Origin of the sequence: Amycolatopsis azurea DSM 43854, assembly GCF_001995215.1 — a bacterium.
Classification (GTDB): domain Bacteria; phylum Actinomycetota; class Actinomycetes; order Mycobacteriales; family Pseudonocardiaceae; genus Amycolatopsis; species Amycolatopsis azurea.
On the sequence record NZ_MUXN01000012.1, the window covers coordinates 40,464 to 59,722 of the forward strand.

Annotated in this window: 17 protein-coding genes; 9 read left to right on the top strand and 8 right to left on the bottom strand. The window is 70.2% G+C overall.

Features of this window, described 5'->3' with window-relative positions; all coding sequences use genetic code 11:
• Positions 1–235: 235 nt before the first annotated feature.
• The 5 genes from hutH to hutI are packed head-to-tail and all read left to right on the top strand — an operon-like array spanning position 236 to position 7,059.
• Positions 236–1,762 carry a histidine ammonia-lyase gene (gene hutH, locus B0293_RS16805; RefSeq protein ID WP_005168429.1) on the top strand — a complete coding sequence of 509 codons (1,527 nt, stop codon included), beginning with the start codon at positions 236–238 and terminating at the stop codon, positions 1,760–1,762.
• Positions 1,763–1,767: 5 nt separating this feature from the next.
• Positions 1,768–3,420, top strand: coding sequence for a urocanate hydratase (hutU, locus tag B0293_RS16810; RefSeq protein ID WP_005168430.1), 1,653 nt, complete (start codon positions 1,768–1,770; stop codon positions 3,418–3,420).
• A complete protein-coding gene (locus B0293_RS16815; protein ID WP_005168431.1) occupies positions 3,417–4,613 on the top strand; it encodes an allantoate amidohydrolase in 1,197 nt (398 codons plus the stop codon). The genes hutU and B0293_RS16815 overlap by 4 nt, the downstream gene beginning before the upstream one ends.
• The gene (locus tag B0293_RS16820; protein ID WP_005168435.1) at positions 4,610–5,905 is read left to right on the top strand and encodes a formimidoylglutamate deiminase; all 1,296 of its coding nucleotides are present in this window, start codon (positions 4,610–4,612) and stop codon (positions 5,903–5,905) included. The genes B0293_RS16815 and B0293_RS16820 overlap by 4 nt, the downstream gene beginning before the upstream one ends.
• Positions 5,893–7,059, top strand: coding sequence for an imidazolonepropionase (gene hutI, locus B0293_RS16825; RefSeq protein WP_005168437.1), 1,167 nt, complete (start codon positions 5,893–5,895; stop codon positions 7,057–7,059). Before B0293_RS16820 ends, hutI begins: the two co-directional genes overlap by 13 nt.
• A gap of 25 nt (positions 7,060–7,084) precedes the next feature.
• Here the strand turns inward: hutI and B0293_RS16830 are convergent, their stop codons facing one another.
• Positions 7,085–7,843: a hypothetical protein gene (locus B0293_RS16830; RefSeq protein ID WP_005168439.1), complete on the bottom strand. Its 759-nt coding sequence runs from the start codon at positions 7,841–7,843 to the stop codon at positions 7,085–7,087.
• A complete protein-coding gene (locus B0293_RS16835; RefSeq protein WP_005168441.1) occupies positions 7,840–8,049 on the bottom strand; it encodes a hypothetical protein in 210 nt (69 codons plus the stop codon). The genes B0293_RS16830 and B0293_RS16835 overlap by 4 nt, the downstream gene beginning before the upstream one ends.
• 125 nt (positions 8,050–8,174) lie before the next feature.
• On the opposite strand from B0293_RS16835, the gene B0293_RS16840 reads away from it, so the two are divergent.
• The gene (locus B0293_RS16840) at positions 8,175–9,779 is read left to right on the top strand and encodes a sensor histidine kinase (protein ID WP_039920105.1); all 1,605 of its coding nucleotides are present in this window, start codon (positions 8,175–8,177) and stop codon (positions 9,777–9,779) included.
• Positions 9,754–10,428 carry a response regulator transcription factor gene (locus tag B0293_RS16845; RefSeq protein ID WP_039920100.1) on the top strand — a complete coding sequence of 225 codons (675 nt, stop codon included), beginning with the start codon at positions 9,754–9,756 and terminating at the stop codon, positions 10,426–10,428. Before B0293_RS16840 ends, B0293_RS16845 begins: the two co-directional genes overlap by 26 nt.
• On the opposite strand, the gene B0293_RS16850 is transcribed toward B0293_RS16845, so the two are convergent.
• A complete protein-coding gene (locus B0293_RS16850) occupies positions 10,373–11,494 on the bottom strand; it encodes an FAD-dependent monooxygenase (protein WP_005168444.1) in 1,122 nt (373 codons plus the stop codon). The two genes, B0293_RS16845 and B0293_RS16850, sit on opposite strands and share 56 nt — an antisense overlap.
• Positions 11,495–11,537: 43 nt before the next feature.
• Between B0293_RS16850 and B0293_RS16855 the strand changes: the two genes are divergently transcribed.
• Positions 11,538–12,083, top strand: a complete 546-nt coding sequence (locus B0293_RS16855) for a TetR/AcrR family transcriptional regulator (RefSeq protein ID WP_005168447.1) — start codon at positions 11,538–11,540, stop codon at positions 12,081–12,083.
• 282 nt (positions 12,084–12,365) lie between these two features.
• Here B0293_RS16855 and B0293_RS16860 read toward each other — a convergent pair whose 3' ends face one another.
• From B0293_RS16860 to B0293_RS16870, 3 genes are read right to left on the bottom strand one after another with little or no spacing between them, the layout of a single operon-like run.
• The gene (locus tag B0293_RS16860; protein WP_005168449.1) at positions 12,366–13,112 is read right to left on the bottom strand and encodes an ABC transporter integral membrane protein; all 747 of its coding nucleotides are present in this window, start codon (positions 13,110–13,112) and stop codon (positions 12,366–12,368) included.
• Positions 13,109–14,143, bottom strand: coding sequence for an alpha/beta hydrolase family protein (locus tag B0293_RS16865; protein WP_039920102.1), 1,035 nt, complete (start codon positions 14,141–14,143; stop codon positions 13,109–13,111). Before B0293_RS16865 ends, B0293_RS16860 begins: the two co-directional genes overlap by 4 nt.
• Positions 14,140–15,057 (bottom strand): ABC transporter ATP-binding protein, encoded by a 918-nt coding sequence (locus tag B0293_RS16870; RefSeq protein ID WP_005168451.1) that lies wholly within the window; start codon positions 15,055–15,057, stop codon positions 14,140–14,142. Before B0293_RS16870 ends, B0293_RS16865 begins: the two co-directional genes overlap by 4 nt.
• A 135-nt stretch (positions 15,058–15,192) precedes the next feature.
• Here B0293_RS16870 and B0293_RS16875 point away from each other — a divergent pair, with 135 nt between their 5' ends.
• Positions 15,193–15,981 carry an ion transporter gene (locus B0293_RS16875; RefSeq protein ID WP_005168452.1) on the top strand — a complete coding sequence of 263 codons (789 nt, stop codon included), beginning with the start codon at positions 15,193–15,195 and terminating at the stop codon, positions 15,979–15,981.
• A 1-nt stretch (position 15,982) separates the two neighbouring features.
• Here the strand turns inward: B0293_RS16875 and hrpB are convergent, their stop codons facing one another.
• A complete protein-coding gene (gene hrpB, locus B0293_RS16880; RefSeq protein WP_005168454.1) occupies positions 15,983–18,367 on the bottom strand; it encodes an ATP-dependent helicase HrpB in 2,385 nt (794 codons plus the stop codon).
• Positions 18,364–19,194 carry a glutamate ABC transporter substrate-binding protein gene (locus B0293_RS16885; protein ID WP_005168456.1) on the bottom strand — a complete coding sequence of 277 codons (831 nt, stop codon included), beginning with the start codon at positions 19,192–19,194 and terminating at the stop codon, positions 18,364–18,366. Before B0293_RS16885 ends, hrpB begins: the two co-directional genes overlap by 4 nt.
• Positions 19,195–19,259: the final 65 nt, after the last annotated feature.

Here is a 19,259-nt window from a genome sequence, read left to right on the forward strand (position 1 = left end):
GATGGCGACTGTGTGGATTTCGGTGCATCCAACGCAACAAAATCCACACGGTCAGTACGCGTGGTCACCCAGCGTGTGTGGTGTGTGGATTTAGGGACACTCAACGTCCCTAAATCCACACACCCCCCCTCGTGATAGCAAGGGACCCTTGCTATCGCCGAGTGTGTCTTGGATACCAGACACAACCACCGGTTGGGGTCGCCTGCCAGCGGGCATGGCGTTGTCCAATGGGGCTATGCCGGAAACCGTCCTTCTGGGGTCCGAATCGCTTCGGCCCGAACAGGTCGTCGCGGTCGCCCGTGACCACTCGCCCGTCGCGGTCAGCGAAGCCGCCGAGAAGAACCTCGCCGCGACGCGTCAGCACATCGACAACCTCGCCCACGCCGAGACGCCGACGTACGGCGTTTCGACGGGCTTCGGTGCGCTCGCCACCAGGCACATCCCGCTCGAGAGCCGCACCGCCCTGCAGCGGTCGCTGATCCGGTCGCACGCGGCGGGCGCGGGGCCGGTCGTGGAGACCGAGGTCGTGCGCGCGCTGATGCTGCTGCGCCTCCGCACCCTCACCAGCGGCTACACCGGCATCCGCCCGCAGACCGCGCAAGCGCTTGCGGCCCTCCTCAACGCCGGGATCACCCCGCTCGTCCACGAATACGGCTCCCTCGGCTGCTCCGGCGACCTCGCGCCCCTGGCCGCCGTCGCACTCGCGCTGATGGGAGAGGGCGAAGTCGAGTACAACGGCGAAGTCGTCCAGGCCGCCGTCGCGCTGAAGCACGCCGGGATCGAGCCGGTCGTTCTCGCGGAGAAGGAGGGCCTCGCCCTCACGAACGGGACCGACGGCATGCTCGGCATGCTCCTCCTGGCCGCTGCCGACCTGCGCAAGCTCCTCGACACGGCCGACATCACCGCGGCGATGAGCGTCGAAGCGCTCCTCGGCACCGACCGCGCCTTCGCCGCCGACCTCCAGGCTCTGCGGCCGCACCCCGGACAGGCCCGGAGCGCCCAGCGGATGTGGACGGCGCTTCAGGACTCGAAGATCGTCGAGAGCCACCGCGGCCCGGACTGCAACCGCGTCCAGGACGCGTACTCGCTCCGCTGCGCGCCCCAGGTGCACGGAGGCGCACGCGACAGCCTCACGCACGCCGAACTCGTCGCCGAGCGTGAACTCCACTCCGCGGTCGACAACCCGGTCGTGCTGTCCGACGGCCGCGTCGAGTCCAACGGCAACTTCCACGGTGCCCCGATCGCGTACGTGCTCGACTTCCTCGCCATCCCGCTCACGGACGTCGCCAGCATCGCCGAGCGCCGCACCGACCGGATGCTCGACAAGGCCCGCTCGCACGGCCTGCCGCCCTTCCTCGCGTTCGATCCCGGCGTCGACTCCGGCCACATGATCGCCCAGTACACACAGGCCGCCGTCGTCAGCGAACTCAAGCGGCTCGCGGTGCCGGCGTCGGTCGACTCGATCCCGAGCAGCGCCATGCAGGAGGACCACGTCTCGATGGGCTGGTCCGCCGCGCGCAAGCTGCGCAAGGCCGTCGAGGGCCTCAACACCGTCCTCGCCATCGAACTGCTCACCGCCGCGCGGGCACTCGACATGCGCGCGCCCCTGGTCCCGTCGCCGGTCACCGGCCGCGTCCGGGATCTCGTCCGTACCAAGGTCGAGGGCCCCGGCCCCGACCGTCATCTGGCGCCGGAGATCGCCGCCGCCGAAGAACTCGTCGCGTCGGGTGCCGTCCTCGCCGCGGCCCAACTGGAGGTCTGAGCCCCATGACCCGCACGGTCCGTGCCGCCCGAGGCACCACGCTCACCGCGAAGAACTGGCAGACCGAAGCCGCGTTGCGGATGTTCCACAACAACCTCGACCCCGACGTCGCCGAGCGCCCGGAGGACCTGGTCGTCTACGGCGGCACCGGCAAGGCCGCCCGCAACTGGGCCAGCTTCGACGCGATCACCCGCGAACTGACCACTTTGGACAGTGACGAGACGCTGCTCGTCCAGTCCGGCAAGCCGGTCGGCGTCTTCCGCACGCACGAGTGGGCGCCGCGGGTGCTCATCGCGAACTCCAACCTCGTCGGCGACTGGGCGACGTGGCCGGAATTCCGCCGCCTGGAAGCACAGGGCCTGACCATGTACGGCCAGATGACCGCGGGTTCCTGGATCTACATCGGCACGCAGGGAATCCTGCAAGGCACCTACGAAACTTTCGCCGCCGTCGCCAAGAAGCGGTTCGGAGGCAGCCTCAAGGGCACGCTCACCGTCACCGCCGGTCTCGGTGGCATGGGTGGCGCCCAGCCGCTGGCCGTCACGATGAACGACGGCGTCGCGCTCGTCATCGAATGCGACCCGCAGCGGGCCCACCGCCGCGTCGAGACCCGCTACCTCGACGAGGTCGCCGACGATCTCGACGACGCGATCCGCCGCGTGGAGGCCGCCAAGAAGGAGAAGCGCGCGCTGTCGGTCGGTGTCGTCGGCAACGCCGCCGAGGTGCTCCCCGAACTGCTGCGCCGCGGCGTCGAGGTCGACATCGTCACCGACCAGACCTCCGCGCACGACCCGCTTTCCTATCTCCCCAAGGGCATCGGCGTCGACGAGTGGCAGGACTACGCGGACAAGAAGCCCGACGAGTTCACCGAACGCGCCCGCGAGTCGATGGCGGAGCACGTCGAGGCGATGCTCGGCTTCCTCGACAAGGGCGCCGAGGTCTTCGACTACGGCAACTCGTTGCGCGGTGAGGCGAAACTCGGCGGCTGCGAGCGCGCGTTCGACTTCCCGGGGTTCGTGCCCGCCTACATCCGCCCGCTGTTCTGCGAGGGCAACGGCCCGTTCCGCTGGGCGGCGCTGTCGGGTGACCCCGAGGACATCGCGGCCACCGACCGCGCGATGCTGGAACTGTTCCCGGAGAACGAATCCCTCGCGCGCTGGATCCGCCTCGCCGGTGAACGCGTCGCCTTCCAGGGACTTCCGTCGCGGATCTGCTGGCTCGGCTACGGCGAGCGACACCTCGCTGGTCTGCGCTTCAACGAGATGGTCGCCAGTGGCGAGCTGAAGGCGCCGGTCGTCATCGGCCGCGACCACCTCGACTCGGGCAGCGTCGCCTCGCCGTATCGCGAGACCGAGGGCATGGCCGACGGTTCCGACGCGATCGCCGACTGGCCGCTGCTGAACGCGCTGGTCAACACCTCCTCGGGGGCCAGTTGGGTGTCGATCCACCACGGCGGCGGCGTCGGCATGGGCCGCTCCATCCACGCGGGCCAGGTCAGCGTGGCCGACGGAACCCCGCTGGCCGCGCAGAAACTCGAGCGCGTGCTCACCAACGACCCGGGCATGGGCGTCATCCGGCACGTCGACGCCGGTTACGACCGCGCCGCCGAGGTCGCCGACGAGCGTGGCGTGCGCGTGCCGATGCGGGACGCCGAGTGACCGCGTCCTCACTGCTGGCGGAGATCTCGGACGTCGGCCGCGACCCGAAGCGCGGCGGCTACTCCCGCCACGCCTTCGACGCGGCCGAAACCGAGCTCCGCGCGTGGTTCGTCGAGCGTGCCGGACGGCTGGGGCTCGGCATCGAGACCGACCGCAACGGCAACATCTGGGCCTGGTGGGGCACCCCGGGCCCGGACGCGGTCGTCACCGGGAGCCATCTCGACTCGGTTCCCGGCGGCGGCGCCTTCGACGGCCCGCTCGGCGTCGCGAGCGCGCTCGACGCGGTGGAGATCTTGCAGGCCAAGGGAATCCGGCCCGCCAAGCCGTTCGCCGTCGTGGTCTTCGCCGAGGAAGAAGGCGGCCGGTTCGGGGTGCCCTGCCTCGGCTCGCGGCTGCTGACCGGGACCATCGACGCGGACAAGGCGCGCGGGCTGCGCGATCCCGACGGAGTCACGTTCGCGGAAGCGGCGGCGAAGTCCGGGCTGGATCCCGAGCGGGTCGGCAAGGACTCCGAGCGCCTCGGCCTGATCGGGCGGTTCCTCGAACTGCACGTCGAGCAGGGACGCGGGCTGATCGACCTCGGCTCGCCGGTCGCGGTCGGCAACACGGTGATCGCGCACGGGCGATGGCGGTTCTCCTTCCAGGGACAGGGAAACCACGCCGGTGCGACGCTGATCGGTGATCGTCGCGATCCGATGATCCCGGCGGCCGAGACCGTCCTCGCCGTGCGGAAACTCGCGAAGGCGACGTCCGACGCCAGGGCCACGGTCGGCAGGCTCGTGCCGGTTCCCGGCGGGACCAACGTCATCGCGTCCACTGTGGACTTGTGGCTGGACGCGCGGGTGCCGGGCACGGCTACGCCCGAATTGGTCGCGGAGATCGCGAAGCTGGCCGAAGAAGCCGCCGGTCAGGAGGGCTGCCGGGTCGAGGTCACCAGGGAGTCGTACTCGGACGACGTGATCTTCGACGACGCGCTGCGCCGTGACCTGGGCACCTGGCTCGGTGGGCCGCCGGAGCTGCCGACCGGGGCCGGGCACGACGCGGCGATCCTCGCCGGATTCGTCCCGTCCGGAATGCTCTACGTGCGCAATCCGACCGGCATCAGCCATTCCCCGGAGGAGTTCTCCGAGGCGGAGGACGTCGACCACGGTGCCCGCGCGCTCGCGGACGTCCTGGAAAAACTGTCGACATGACGACATATTGGTGTGAGCGGGCCTGGTTGCCGGACGGGATCGCCGACGCCGTCCGGATCGAGGTCGACGGCGGGAAGATCGCCTCCGTGACGGCGAATGCGCCTCGAGAGGGATCCGTCCTGAATGGACTGACCTTGCCGGGCTTCGCCAACGGGCACTCGCACGCGTTCCACCGTGCGCTGCGCGGCCGGACGCACCACGATCGCGGGACGTTCTGGACGTGGCGCGAGCGGATGTACTCGCTCGCGTCCCGGCTGGAGCCGGATTCGTACTATCGCTTGGCGCGCGGGGTCTACGCCGAGATGGTGCTGGCCGGGTACACGAGTGTCGGCGAGTTCCACTACCTGCACCACGCGCCGGGTGGAAAGCCTTACGCCGAGCCGAACGCGATGGGCGAGGCGCTGCGGCAGGCGGCCGCGGACGCCGGGATCCGGCTCACCCTCCTCGACACGTGTTACCTGGCCGGTGGTATCGATGTGGAACCCGACGAGGTGCAGCAGCGATTCTCCGACGGGTCGGCTGCGAAGTGGGCGCAACGGGTCGGCGACTTGCGTGCGGGGGAGACGTTCCGGGTGGGCGGCGCGATCCATTCGGTGCGCGCCGTTCCCGAAGATCAACTGTCCGAAGTGGATCGAGGGACTGGGCCGCTGCACATCCACCTTTCCGAGCAACGGGCCGAAAACGAGCAATGCCTGGCGGCGTATGGCAGGACGCCGACGGGGTTGCTCCACGACCACGGAGTGCTCGGCGAGCGGCTCACCGCGGTGCACGCGACCCACCTGACCGCGGGCGACATCAAATGGCTCGGTGAGGCGCGAAGCCGTGCGTGCTTCTGCCCGACGACCGAGCGGGATCTCGGCGACGGCATCGGCCCGGCGCGGACGCTGCTGGACGCGGGGGTGCGGTTGTGCGTCGGCAGCGACAGCAACGCGGTCGTCGACGCGTTCGAAGAGGCCAGGGCGCTGGAGCTGAACGAGCGGCTCGCGAGCGAGCGGCGCGGCCGGTTCTCCGCGGGGGAACTCCTCGCGGCGGCGACGGATCATGGCGCCGTCGGCTGGGACGAGGTCGGCAGGCTGGCTCCGGGCGCGGGCGCCGACCTGGTCACGGTCGGCCTCGGATCGGTGCGGACCGCCGGGATCGAGCCGTCCGGGGTGGTCTTCGCCGCGTCCGGCGCGGATGTCCGGAATGTCGTCGTCGCCGGGCGCGAGGTCGTCCGCGATGGCGTACACCAGCTGATCGACCGGCCGGAAACGGTCTTGGCCAAGGAGATCGAGGCACTGTGGCAGTCCTGATCACGGGTATCGGCGAGCTCACCACGAACGACGCCGAACTGGGCAAGCTCCGCGACGCGGCGGTCGTCGTCGACGGCGAAGTGATCGCCTGGGTCGGCTCGGCGGCGGACGCGCCGGAAGCGGACGAGCGGATCGACGTCGACGGCCGTGCGGTGCTGCCCGGCTGGGTGGACAGCCACACGCACCTCGTGTTCGCCGGCGACCGGACGGCCGAGTTCGAGGCGCGGATGGCCGGGAAGGCGTACAGCGCCGGGGGTATCGCGGTCACTGTCAATGCGACGCGATCGGCTTCCGACGAGCAGCTGGCGGCGAATCTGCGGCGTCACGTCGATGAAGCGGCGAAGCAGGGGACGACCTGCCTGGAGACGAAGACCGGGTACGGGCTCAACGTCGAGGATGAAGTGCGTTCCGCGCGGATCGCCGCCGAGGTGGCCGACGAGGTCACCTTCCTCGGCGCGCACCTGGTGCCGCCGGGCGCCGACGCGGAGTCCTACGTGGACCTCGTCTGCGGCGACATGCTCGACGCCGTGGCGCCGCTCGTGCGGTGGGCGGACGTGTTCTGCGAGACCGGCGCGTTCGACGAGGCGCAGTCCGGGCGGGTGCTGAAGGCGGCGCGGGAACGCGGTCTCGGGCTGCGGGTGCACGGGAACCAGCTGGGGGAGGGGCCCGGGGTGCGGCTCGCCGTCGAGCTGGGGGCGGCGAGTGTCGACCACTGCACGTACCTGAGCGAAGCGGACGTCGAGGCTCTTGCCGCTTCGGACACCGTCGCGACCCTGTTGCCGGCGTGCGACCTGTCGACCCGGCAGCCGTTGGCGCCGGCGCGACGGCTGCTGGACGCGGGGGCGACGGTCGCGCTGGCGAGCAACGCGAATCCGGGCAGTTCGTACACGACGTCGATGGCGTTCTGCGTCACGACCGCGGTGCTGCAGATGCGGATGACGATCGACGAGGCGGTGTGGGCGGCGACGGCGGGTGGCGCTCGCGCGCTTCGGCGTGACGACGTGGGCTTCGTGCGGCCTGGGGCGCGCGCCGACCTTCAGGTGCTGGAGGCGCCTTCGACGACGCACCTGGCGTACCGGCCCGGGGTGCCGCTGACGGCGGCCGTGTGGCGCCGCGGGGAGCTGCTGACCAGCGGTTTCGCGTCAAAGCGATAGCAAAGGTCCCTTGCTCCCCCGGCGGTCAGGAGGCCTGGTCGAGGGTCTCCTGGACCCGCTCACGCAGCGCGGGCGGGAGTTCGTCGAGCAGGTGGGACCACTGCTCGACGCGCTTCTCGCTCAGATGGGTGAGCAGGTCGAGCACCGGCGCCCACAGGTCCTCGTCGGCGGCCGCGACCCGCAGGAGGCCGCGGAACCGGGTTTCGGAGAGCAGCCCGAGGACGTGATCGATCCGGCTCTTGTCGTCGAGGACGAACGCGATGCGGATCAGGGCCTCGTCGCCGATGACGCCGAGGGCCCTGCGCACCGTCGGGTCGGGCAGGTGGCCGACGAAGCGGCCGACGGTGATCCAGTCCTCGCGGCGCACCAGCTCCCCGGCGACCGCGACGACGGTGTCGAGCGGGATGCGCGCGATGATCGCGCTCGCCCGGCGCGGGTCCAACTCGGCCGCGACGTCGGACAGGAACTGCGGCTTCAGGCGCTTCGCGACGTCGACGCCTCGGGAGACGTCTACGAGCCCGGCGATCCGCGCGCACAGAAGCGGGCCGAAGACCTTCTCGGCGATCTTCGCGAGGATCGGGCTCGGTACGAGCTTGCTCGCCATCGCCATCCGTTCGAGGGCGGCGAGGTTGGCGTCGAACAGCGTGTCCGTGACCTGCTCGCGGAACGCCTGAAGCTCGGCCGCGTCCACGTTTTCCAGGTAGGACAGTCGCTCGGGGGCGGTGCCGAGGACGCGGGCGAGTTTGAGGATCTCCGCCTGCGCGGCGAAGTTTTCGGTGGTCACAGGCCCACCACCTTGCGGATGGTGCCGCGCAGAAGGGCGGGTACGTACTTCAGGCCCTCTTCGCCCGCCTCGGCCAAGGCCTTGGCCTGGCGGTGGCGCGCGTCGCGCAACGCGTCGGAGAGGTCTTGCTTTTCGTTGTCGGCCAGCGCTTCGATGCCTGCCGGGACAGGACCGCCTAGCTGGCCGGTGAGTGTGCGCTCGGCCATGGTCGATCATCATGCCTCATGAATCCGGCGGAGACCGGATGATCGGGGGACCTTTACTTTCGTCCATGGCGGACGGCTCGGCGCGACTTGTAGCGTCCAAGCCTGTGAAGGACGCGGAAGAGCCGGTGCGGCGCGGGCGACGGCTGATCATGGACGTCGCCCTGTGGCTCGGGCTCTGCGGCTGGGTGGTCATCGACGCCGGATCCAGCACGAGGCACTGGGAACTGCTCGCCGGGCTCACCGCGACCACCGCCGCGATCGCGTTGTCACGCCGATATCCACTGGTCTCGCTCGGGATCGCGATGGTCGCCAGTTTCGTCGTCATGGGCAGCTTCGGCGGCCGGGTGCCGATCTGGGAAGGGTTCGTCCTGGTCGCGGTGAGCTACCTCGCCGGCTACCGGCAGCCGGTCGCGAAGCCGATGCTGCGTCTCTTCACCGTCGTTTCCCTGGTCGCGGTCCCCGTCGCGCTGGTGTGGAGCAGGGACGGATTCGCGTCCTGGGGCGCCCTGCTCGGCGTCTTGGTCTTCGCGTCGGTGACGCCGTGGCTGATGGGCCGCTACGTCCGGCAGCGTGAGGACATGGCGCGCGACGGCTGGCGCCGCGCCGAGGAGATGGAGAGCCGGCAGCGGCTCGTCGCCGACCGCGCGCGGCTGCGCGAGCGCACCCGGATCGCCAGCGACATGCACGACTCGCTGGGTCACGAGCTGAGTCTCATCGCGGTGCGCGCGGCGGCGCTGGAGGTCGCGGGCGGGCTCGACGAGCCGCAGCGGCAGGCCGCGGGTGAGCTGCGGCAGAGCGCCGCGACGGCGACCGAGCGGCTGCGCGAGATCATCGGGGTCCTTCGCGAGGACGACGCGCCCACCGAACCGGTGGACGAGAGCATCGACGACCTGCTCGACCGCGCCAGGGCGTCGGGCGTGCTGATCGTGTCCTCCGTGGACGGCCCGGTGGACGGTGAGCCGCGGATGGTCGACCGCGCCGCGTATCGCGTGGTCCAGGAATCGGTCACGAACGTGGTGAAACACGCGCCGGGTGCGGCTGTCACCGTCCGGGTCGCGCGTTCGGCGGGACGGACGGACGTCGTGGTCACCAACGCCGCGCCACCCGCGGGGCCACTGCCGGGCAGGACTTCGGGAAAACGGGGGCTGATCGGCCTGCGCGAGCGGGTCCGGCTGGTCGGCGGGACCTTGCGGGCCGGACCCCATGACGGCGGATTCGAGGTCGGCGCGACCTTGCCGCACGACGCGGCGCCGTCGGAGGAGACGCCGGAGAGTCAGGCAGCGATGGACGCCGAGGTGGGGCAGTCGGTTTCGGCCAGGGAACTGGAACGCGCCCGGCGGGACGTCCGGCGCAGCCTGATCCAGGCGATCGTCGTGCCGATCGGGCTCTTCGGCGTGGTGGTCGCGATCAGCGGCTCCGTGTTCCTCGTCCAGTGGTACCGCTCCGTACTGCCCGGCGGCGACTACGACCGCATCCGGCTGGGCCAGACGCGGGCGGAGCTCGCGTCCGTCCTGCCCGCCGGCCAGCGGATCGCGCGGCCACGCGTGGTGGAACCGACGGCGCCCGCCGGAGCGACATGCGAGTACTACGGCACCGAGCGCACCGTGTTCAACTTGAACTACGAGGCCTACCGGCTGTGTTTCGCCGATGGGAAGCTCGTGGCGAAGGACATGATCACCGAGGACGAGCAAAGGGGGAACCCGGATGATCCGGGTGGTGCTGGCCGATGACGAGGCGATGATCCGCGCCGGGGTGTCGGCGATCCTGGCGGCGGACGCCGGGATCGAAGTGGTCGCGGAGGCCGAGAACGGCAGCGCCGCCGTCGAGCAGGCACGCGCGACCAGGCCGGACGTCGTGCTGCTGGACATCCGGATGCCGGTCATGGACGGGCTCAAGGCCGCCGAGGAGATCCGGCGGCTGCTGCCGGAGATCGGCGTGATCATGCTGACCACGTTCGGCGAAGACGCCTACATCGAGCGCGCGCTGGGGCTCGGCGCGAGCGGCTTCCTGTTGAAATCCGGTGATCCCCGCGAACTGCTCGCGGGGATCCACGCTGTCGCCGGTGGCGCGGCCTTCCTCTCGCCGAAGGTCGCGCAGCGGGTCATCGCCCGCTTCTCCGGCAACCAGGTTTCCCGGGTCGAAGAGGCGAAGGAGATGGTCGGCAAACTGACGCCGCGCGAGCAGGAAGTGCTGGCGCTGCTGGGTTCCGGACTGTCCAATGCGGACATCGCGGCGAAGCTGTTCGTCGTCGAGGGCACCGTGAAAGCTTATGTGAGCACGATCCTCAACCGGCTCGGCGCCCGGAACCGGGTGCAGGCGGCGATCACGGCGTACGAGGCGGGACTGGTCGGCGGGGAACGGGAGGAATCCAGCCGCTGACGCCGGCGCCGATGCGGGCGGTGAGCGCACCGGGGAGCAGGCGGAACACGCCGTTGCGGACGGCGACGGCGAGCGGGTTGCGCAGCTGCGGCCCGATTTTCCCGGCCTGGACCGAGGCTTTGACGACGCCTTGGCTGCGTGGCCGCCTTTGCTCGTCGTAGCTCTTCAGTGCCGTGTCGATGTCTTCGGTGGTGCTGAGCGCGGCGGCGAGCACGACGGCGTCTTCGATCGCCTGACAGCCGCCTTGGCCGAGGAAGGGCGGCATCGCGTGGGCCGCGTCGCCGAGAAGGGCGACGCGGCCTTTCACGTATGCGGGCAGGGGAGTGCCGAGCAGGTAGAGATCGTGGTGGAGCAGCGTCTCCGGCTCTGTCGCGTCGATGAGTTCGGGAATGGGCTCGTGCCAGCCGCCGAAGCGGTTCTTCAGGTACGACTTCGGGTCTTCGTAACGGATTCCCGCTTCGGCGACGTAGCTCGCCCACCAGTAGACGCGGCCGTCGTGCAAGGGGATGACGCCGATCTCGGCGCCGTCGTCCCAGCTCGTGCTGAGCTCGACCGGGCGGGGAGGGGTGGCCACCGCGCGGAAGGCGGTGCTGCCGCTGTAGACCGGTTCGGGATGTCCCGGCCAGAGTCGTGCGCGTGCTGTGCTGTGGATGCCGTCGGCGGCGACGATGAGGTCCGCGTCGAGATCGTCGAGGACGGTGACCTCGGTGCCGGTGCGGACGCAGCCGGCGGGCAGCGCGTCGCGGAGTGCGCCGATGAGGTCGGCGCGGTGGATGGCGGCGAGCGGACGTCCGTGGTGACGGCGGAACGCCTCGGCGTCCCATCGGGTGATGCGTCGGCCTTCGCGGTCGTGGAGGCCGCCCGACGACTGTTCCCGCAGGCTGTCGAGGTGGACGTCCAGCGTTTCGAGTGAGCGCAGGGCGTTCGGCCACAGGGAGATGCCCGCGCCGACGGCGGTGAGTTCCGGGGCGCGTTCCAGGACGGTGACCTCCCAGCCGATGCCGCGCAGCCCGATGGCCGCCGTCAGTCCGCCGATTCCTCCGCCGACCACGATCGCTTTGCGCATGTCGACCTCCTCTACATGTGTAGAGTACTACTACACTTGTAGAGTGCGAAAGGCGACGATCGGGGACGCGGCCATCGAGGTGATCGCGGCCGAAGGGATGCGGGGGCTGACGCACCGCGCGGTCGACCGGTTCGCCGGGCTGCCGTCGGGCTCGACGTCGTACTACGCGCGGACGCGGGCGGCGCTGCTGGAGCTGGCGATCTCGCGGATGGTCGAACTCGACGAGGTCACCCTCGACCCGCCGCCCGGCGGGCTGGCCGAGTACGTGGCGGGGTTCGCGCACGCGGCTATCACGGACGGGCGGACGCGGATGCTCGCGCGGTACGAGTTCGCGCTGGAGGCGACGCGGCGGCCGGAGCTGCGGGAGGCCTACGACCGGGGCGGGCTGATGATCCGGCGGCGGTGTGCCGAGGTGCTGGCCGCCCGCGGCTCGGCGGAGCCGGAGCGGCACGCGCGGGTGCTCGTCGCGTGGCTGGACGGGACGATCTTCGACGCGCTGGCCGGGACCGGCTCGCTGGCGCCGCCGGATCTCGCGGAGCTGACGGCGGGGGCGCGGGAGGTGCTGGCGGGGCTCGGGGTGGCGGGATAGCAGGGGACCTTTGCTATCGCCGGGGGCGCTGACCTGCGGTTTTGAGTGCTGAGGGGAGCAAGGGACCTTTGCTGTCGCGAGGGGGTGTGTGGAAATAGGGACGTTGAGTGTCCCTATTTCCACACACCCCTCGATGGCCGGTGACTGTGTGGATTTTGGTGCGTTGGATGACCAGAAATCCACACAGTCCCGGCGCCCACCTGCGCGAAGAGAGCAAGGGACCTTTGCTACCACTTGTCTCAACATCGAGAGAAGTGATAGCAAAGGTCCCTTGCTTCCCCGTCAGGCGTCGCGGCGCCGCAGGACGGTGGAACCGGCGGCCAGACCGGCTGCCGCCCAAGCCGTGCAGAGCGCGATGCCGACCCAGCGCGCGTAGGGCGCGACGCCGCCGAAGATCGGGTTCGGCTCTCCTGAAGCGAGCATCGCGTTGACGCCCGCGAAGCCGGGGAAGTAGTTCACGGCGTCTTCGCCGCCCAGCGACCCGGCGAACATCGGGATCATCACCAGCAGCACGAACACCGTCACGATCGTCCCCGCCGTGCTCCGCAGCGCCGTCCCCAGACCGAGACACAGCAGCCCCAGCAGTGCGAAGTAGCCGCCCATACTCGCCGAAGTCGCGAGAACTTCGCCCACCGACGAATCCTGCGCCGGGATCAGCGGCGCCGAGATCGCCACGCCGACGAGCGTGTTCAGGACGCCGTAGCAGAACAAGACCGGCACCAGGACCGCTGATTTCGCCGCGAGGACCCGGTTCCGCACGGGGACCCATTGCAGGGTCGAGCGGATGCTGCCGCTGGCGTACTCGCTCGTGATGAACAGTGTCGCCAGCGCGACCACGGCGAACTGCGTGAGGTAGAAAGCCGCTCCGATCACCACGGCGTGCGGGGCCATCGAGCGTTCGACGCCCGCGTTCGCGGCCAGGCCCACCGCGCCGGAGTAGGCGAGCATCAGCAGGACGCCGCTGATCAGGCACCACCAGGTCGACCGCACCGACCAGAACTTCGTCCATTCCGACGAGGCCGCGTTCATCGGGCGCTCCACTTCTTGAAGAAGCCGGTCAGCTCGCCGCGGAAGAACTCCAGCGCCTCCCACGAGTCGATCGAGCCGTACTGGTTCTCCACCTCGGCCGGAGGCAGGTGCTTTCGCAGGCCCAGCTGGTCGATCAGGATCGCCGCGTCCGTCACCGACGAATGGCCGCTGTCCTTGACCAGGAAGTCCCTCTTCGGTCCGGTCAGCCGAGGCCAGGTCTCGTCCCAGGACTCGCGGAAGTGCTTCTCGCCGGTCGGGCTGGTCAGCAGCAGGAACGGCCGATCGAGGGAAACGGTGCCGAAGAACGGGCCGTCGACGTTCACGCCCGCCTTGATCCGCCGGTCGGCGGCCATCGCGGCGGCGGTCGCCGAACCGCCCGCCGAGTGACCGGCCATCCCGATCTTCCCGGCGTCGATCGACCAGCGACGGTCCTTCACCAGGGTGTCGACGACGAACGTCGTGTCGATCGCGCGGTTCGCGATCGCGGCGGGCCACGGGTCAGGCTGCTGTCCACAAGCGACACACTGGCGCAGCCCGTCGGGGAACTCCGTCGCCCAAGCTTCGTAGGCGTGGTCGATCCCGGCGACCACGAAACCCTGCGAAGCGAGGTGTTCCGCGACCGAGGTCAGGGTGATCCGGTTGTTGCCCGCACCCGGCGACAGCACCACCAGCGGACGCCGCCCGGGCAGGGAAGGCGCGTTCTCCTTCGAGTGGACCCGGATCTTGCTCAGCGCGTCCGGCGGCAGATCGAGTTTCCGCCCGGCGACCGCCGCCGCGGACTCCGCTTCGGTCATGTACGGCGACATACGCCCGATCGGGACGGCCGGGTACCAGACGTTGACCATCAGCTCCCGTCGCTTCTCGGGCACCCACGGGTCTGCTCGCTTCTGATCGGTGAGATGCAGCGTGCGCAACCCGATCGGCAGGGGGCCACCCGGCGCGGGCAGTGACAAAGCCGGTGCCGCCGACGCGGCCGCCGGCACCCCCAGCAGGCCGGCGATCACCGCCACCATGACCACGAGTGACTTCATGCCGCTACTCCCGTTCCGTATTCGACCGACGACGCGGTCAGTTCCATGTAGGCCTGTTCGAGTGACGCCGTCCGCTCGGCCAGCTCGTGCACGCGGATGCCCAGTTCGTGCACGGTGTCGCCGACGCGGTGCACGGGCAGGTCGTGCACGAGAAGTTCGTCCCGGTCGATTTCCGTGGTCGCGCCGAGGGCGCGCAGCCGCTGTTCGAGCGCTCGCAATTCGCCGGGAACGGGCACCCGCACCGCGACCGAGGTCCGCGAATTGCCCGCGATGAATTCGTCGACCGGGGCGTCGGCGAGCAGTTTTCCCTTGCCGATGATGACCAGCCGGTCCGCGGTCAGCTGCATTTCGCTCATCAGGTGGCTCGACACGAACACCGTGCGGCCCTCCGCCGCGAGCGACCGCATCAGCTGCCGCACCCAGCGGACGCCGTCGGGGTCGAGGCCGTTGACCGGCTCGTCGAACATCAGCACCCGCGGGTCGCCCAGCAGCGCGCCGGCGATGCCGAGCCGTTGCCCCATGCCGAGGGAGAACGTCCCGGCCCGCTTACCCGCGACGTCGGTGAGCCCGACCGTCGCGAGCACCTCGTCCACCCGGGCATCCGGGATCCCGTTGCTGCGCGCCATCGCCAGCAGGTGCTTGCCCGCGCTCCGGCCCGGGTGCAGTGCCTTGGCTTCCAGCAGCGCGCCGACTTCGCGCAGCGGGTGCGGCAGGTCCGCGTACCGCTTGCCGTCGATGTGGACCTCGCCCGCGCTCGGCGTGTCGAGGCCGAGCGTCATCCGCATGGTCGTCGACTTGCCCGCACCGTTGGGACCGAGGAAACCGGTCACCTTGCCCGGCTCGACGGCGAAGGTCAGCCCGTCGACCACCGTCTTCTCGCCATAGCGCTTCGTGAGTCCTCGAAGCGTGATCATCCGCGCCCTCCTTCGTGTTGTGCAAGTCTTCTGCGCGGAGGCACCCGAGGACATTGACCCGAAGTCATCGGTCACCCCTTACTTTCGGCAGGTGCCGCTCGGCACGAGTCACGGCGGAAAGGCAGAATCGGCGCCATGACCACCCGCGAACAACGGCGCGTGAATCCGCTCGACCTGGTGATGCTCGCCCTCGCCGTGTTCTCCGTCGGGCTGCTCGTCTACGTGACGTTCTTCCCGCATTCGGAGGAGACGGCGCACACCGTCTTCGTCATCGACACGACGGTGTGCGGGATCTTCGCGCTGGAATTCCTGTGGCGGTGGCGGCGCCACGGCTGGGAGAAGTGGTTCCCGCTGCGCAACTGGTACGAGATCCTCGGCATGATCCCCATCGCGCATCCGGCGCTGCGCGGGTTCCGGCTGCTGCGGATCCTGGTGGTGCTCGTCCGGCTCGCGCGCACGGCCGACCGCGCTTTCGGGGAACGGTTCACGCAGCGGCTGGTCGAACGGCTTTCGCGGCCGATCGTGCTGGCGATCAAGAAACCGATCACGATCGCGGTGCTCGACGAGGTCGTCAAGGTGCTGGAAACCGGGAACTACCCGCAGAACCTCGCGCGCTCACTCGGCGAGAACCAGACACTGCTGCGCGGGATCATCGCCGAGAAACTCAAGAACGACCCGCAGGCGGGACGGCTTTCGAAGCTGCCGTTCCACGACGAGGTGGTGCGTTCGGTGATAGACACCGCGATGCGCGTGATCCTCGAGGTGCTGACGGACCCGCGCATCGACGAGTTCTTCGCGCATGTGGTGCGGGAGAACCGCGAGCAGATCCGGAGTGCGGTGCAGCTCGGGCTGAACGAACGGGAGGACGACGAGGAGCTGGCGTCGCAGCTGCCGACCCGGCCTCAGCACCAGCTGATGGACTGACTCACGTCCGGCGCCGGGTCCGCCGGGTGGGTGCGGCGCTCAGCGGGTCTTCCGGCCACGGATGCTTCGGGTAGCGCCCGCGGAGGTCGGCGCGCACGGCCGCGTAACCGTTGCGCCAGAACGACTCCAGATCGGCGGTGACCGCGGCGGGCCGTCCGGCGGGGGAGAGCAGGTGCAGCACGACGGGTACGCCCGCCAGTTCCGGCGTCGCGAGCCAGCCGAAGGTCTCCTGCAGTTTCACGGCCAGCACCGGCTGCTCGCCCGAGTAGTCGACCCGGATCCGCGAACCCGACGGCACCTCCAGCCGGTCCGGCGCCAGTTCGTCCAAACGGGACGCCTCGGGCCAGGGCATCAGCCCGCGCAACGCGGCTCCCGCGTCCAGTGAGGCGAGGTCCGACCGTCGTCGCGCCGAGCCGAGATCGAGCCACGAGTCCAAAGTGGACAAAAGTGCGGTATCGGAGACCTCGGGCCAAGGTGAGCCCGATACCCGGTGCAGGAAGGACAAGCGTTCGCGCAGACGTCGCCCGTCTTCCGACCACCGCAGCAGGCCGAGCCCTTCGGCGCGCAGACCGTCCAGCAGCGCGGCGCGGATCGCGTCCGGCGCTGGCGAGCGCAACGGTTTCTCCGACAGCACGATCGCCCCGAGCCGCCGCACCGAACGTGCCACGACGTCACCTGAAGACCAGCGCACCTCGTCCTGCGACGACACCAGATTCGGTGCGGCGCGCACCGCGAGGTCTTCGTCCGCGGGCGCGGCCAGCCGGATGATTCCCTGCGCGCGACCGGGATCCCGGGTCGCTTCGGCCACCGCCAGCCATTCGACGTCGGCCAGCCCGCTTCCGCGCGGAAGTTCCGCCGCGGTCCCGCCTGCCATCAGATACACCGGCGTGCCCGCGGACCGCCGTCGCGCGAGCCGTTCGGGATGCGCCAGTGCCACGACCAGCGCCGGATCGGCCTTGCCGCCGCCGTCCGGCACCAGTTTGGAAAGCCTTCGCACGTCGGACTTCCAGCGCTCGTCGCCTCGTATTCGTCGCAGCTCGGCTTCGAGATCGGTCAGCGTGCCGCCGCTGTCCAGGAGTGCGACGACCTCGGCCGCCGACCGCGCGTTGGTCCGTGCCGCGCCGTCGAGCAACGCTCGCGCCAGCCGAGGATGCAGGCCCAGCCCGGCCATCTTCCGGCCGCGTTCGGTCACCGTCCCGTCTTCCGCGGTCGCCCCGAGCGTGGTCAGCAACGCGCGACCGGCGGCCAGCGCGCCTTCACCGGGCGGGTCCCACCAGGCGAGGGCGGAACCGTCCGGCGTGGACCAGCACGCGAGTTCGAGCGCGAACCGCGCCAGTTCCGCTGTCCTGATCTCGGGTTCGGGGTACGCGGGCAGGGAACCCTGCTCGTGCGCCGCCCAGCACCGGTAAGCACGGCCCGGCGCCTCACGTCCGGCGCGGCCGGCGCGCTGTTCCGCGACCGCGGCCGAAACCCGGACCGTCGCCAGCCCGGGCAAGCCCCGCCGGTGATCGACACGCGGTACCCGGGACAGCCCGCAATCCACCACCGCGCGCACCCCGGGCACGGTCAGGCTGGACTCGGCGACCGACGTCGAAAGCACCACCCGGCGGCGGGCGCGCGGGCGCAGCGCGTCGTCCTGGCTCGCCGCCGAAAGCCGGCCGTGCAGTGGCAGCACGTCGGCGTCCAGTCCGTTGAGCAGCCCGCTCACCCTGGCGATCTCGCCCGCGCCCGGGAGGAAGGCGAGCACGTCACCGTCCCCTTCGGACAGTGCTTTGTGGATCGCGCGGGCCACGGTCGCTTCGACCCGCTCGCCGCGCACGGGCGGGGAGTACGTGACGTCGACCGGGTAAGTCCGTGCCTGAGCGGTGATCACCGGCGCGTCCCCGAGCAAGGCCGCCAGCCGTCCGGCGGCCACGGTGGCGGACGTCGCGAGCAGGCGCAGGTCGTCCCGCAGCCCGGCGCGGACGTCCAGCAGCAGCGCGAGCAGTAGATCCGCGTCGAGATGGCGTTCGTGGCATTCGTCGAGCAGGACGGTCGACACCCCGGCCAGTTCGGGGTCGCCCTGCACTCGCCGGACCAGCAGCCCCGAGGTGACCACTTCGATCCGCGTCGAAGAAGACACCTTCCGGTCCCCGCGCACCGAATAGCCGACCGTCTCACCGACCCGTTCGCCCAGCAGCGACGCCATCCGCGCCGCCGCGGCACGCGCGGCCAGCCGCCTGGGTTCGGCGACGATCACCCGGCCTGCACCGTTGTCCAGCGCGAGCGGGACCAAAGTGGTCTTACCGGTTCCCGGGGGCGCGACGAGCACAGCGGTGCCGTGGGCGTCGAGTGCGGCTTCGAGTTCGGGCAGGACGGCGCGAACCGGCAGATCGGGAAGGGTCACCGCTCGGTAACCTGCGGCGGGGGCGGGATCCGGTAGCCGGACGGGCCGATGTTGCGGTTCAGCGAGGCGAGCCAGTCCCCGGACGAGATCATCTTCTGGATGGCCCTGGCCACGGCCGCCTTGCCCTCGGTGTCGTCCTTGCGCAGGCCGACGCCGTATTTCTCCTTCGAGAACGGCTTGCCGACGACCCTCAGCAACTCCGGGTTCTGCGCCACGTACCCGGCCAGGATGACGTCGTCGGTGGTCACCGCGTCCACCTGTCCGGCGAGCAGCGCCGTGACGCAGTCCTGATAGCGCGGGTACTCGATGAGCTGGACGGCCTGCGCGAACTTGTCGCGCACCTGCTCGGCCGAGGTGGTGCCGCCCACGGCGCACAGCTTGCGGCCGTTGAGGTTCTCGGGACCGGTGATGTCGGTCGACCGGAGCCGGACCAGCAGATCCTGGCCGACGTCGAAATAAGGGCCGGCGAAAGCGACGGCCTGTTTGCGTTTTTCGGTGATCGAGTAGGTCGCCACCATCAAATCCGTGATCCCGGAGGTGATGTCCGTCTCGCGGGACGACGGCCTGCTGTCGTGCCAGGTGATGTGATCCTCGTCGACGCCCAATTCGCTCGCGATGTACTTCGCCACGTCGACGTCGAAACCGACGTACCGGCCGTCGACCGTCTGTTTGGAGAGCCCCGGCTGGTCGAACCGGATTCCGATGGTGAGTTTGTTGAACGCGACGGCGCGGGCGACGAGGGAATCCGACGGACCGGCCTCTTTGCCGCAGGCCACCGCCGCTGTGACCAGCATCAAGCAGATCACCAGCAGGGCGCGTCCCCTCATCGGGTGCCTCCGTCCGCCGCCTCACGTTGTTCTCAGGGTTGGCGGCTAGCCTATGCCCGTGCGTA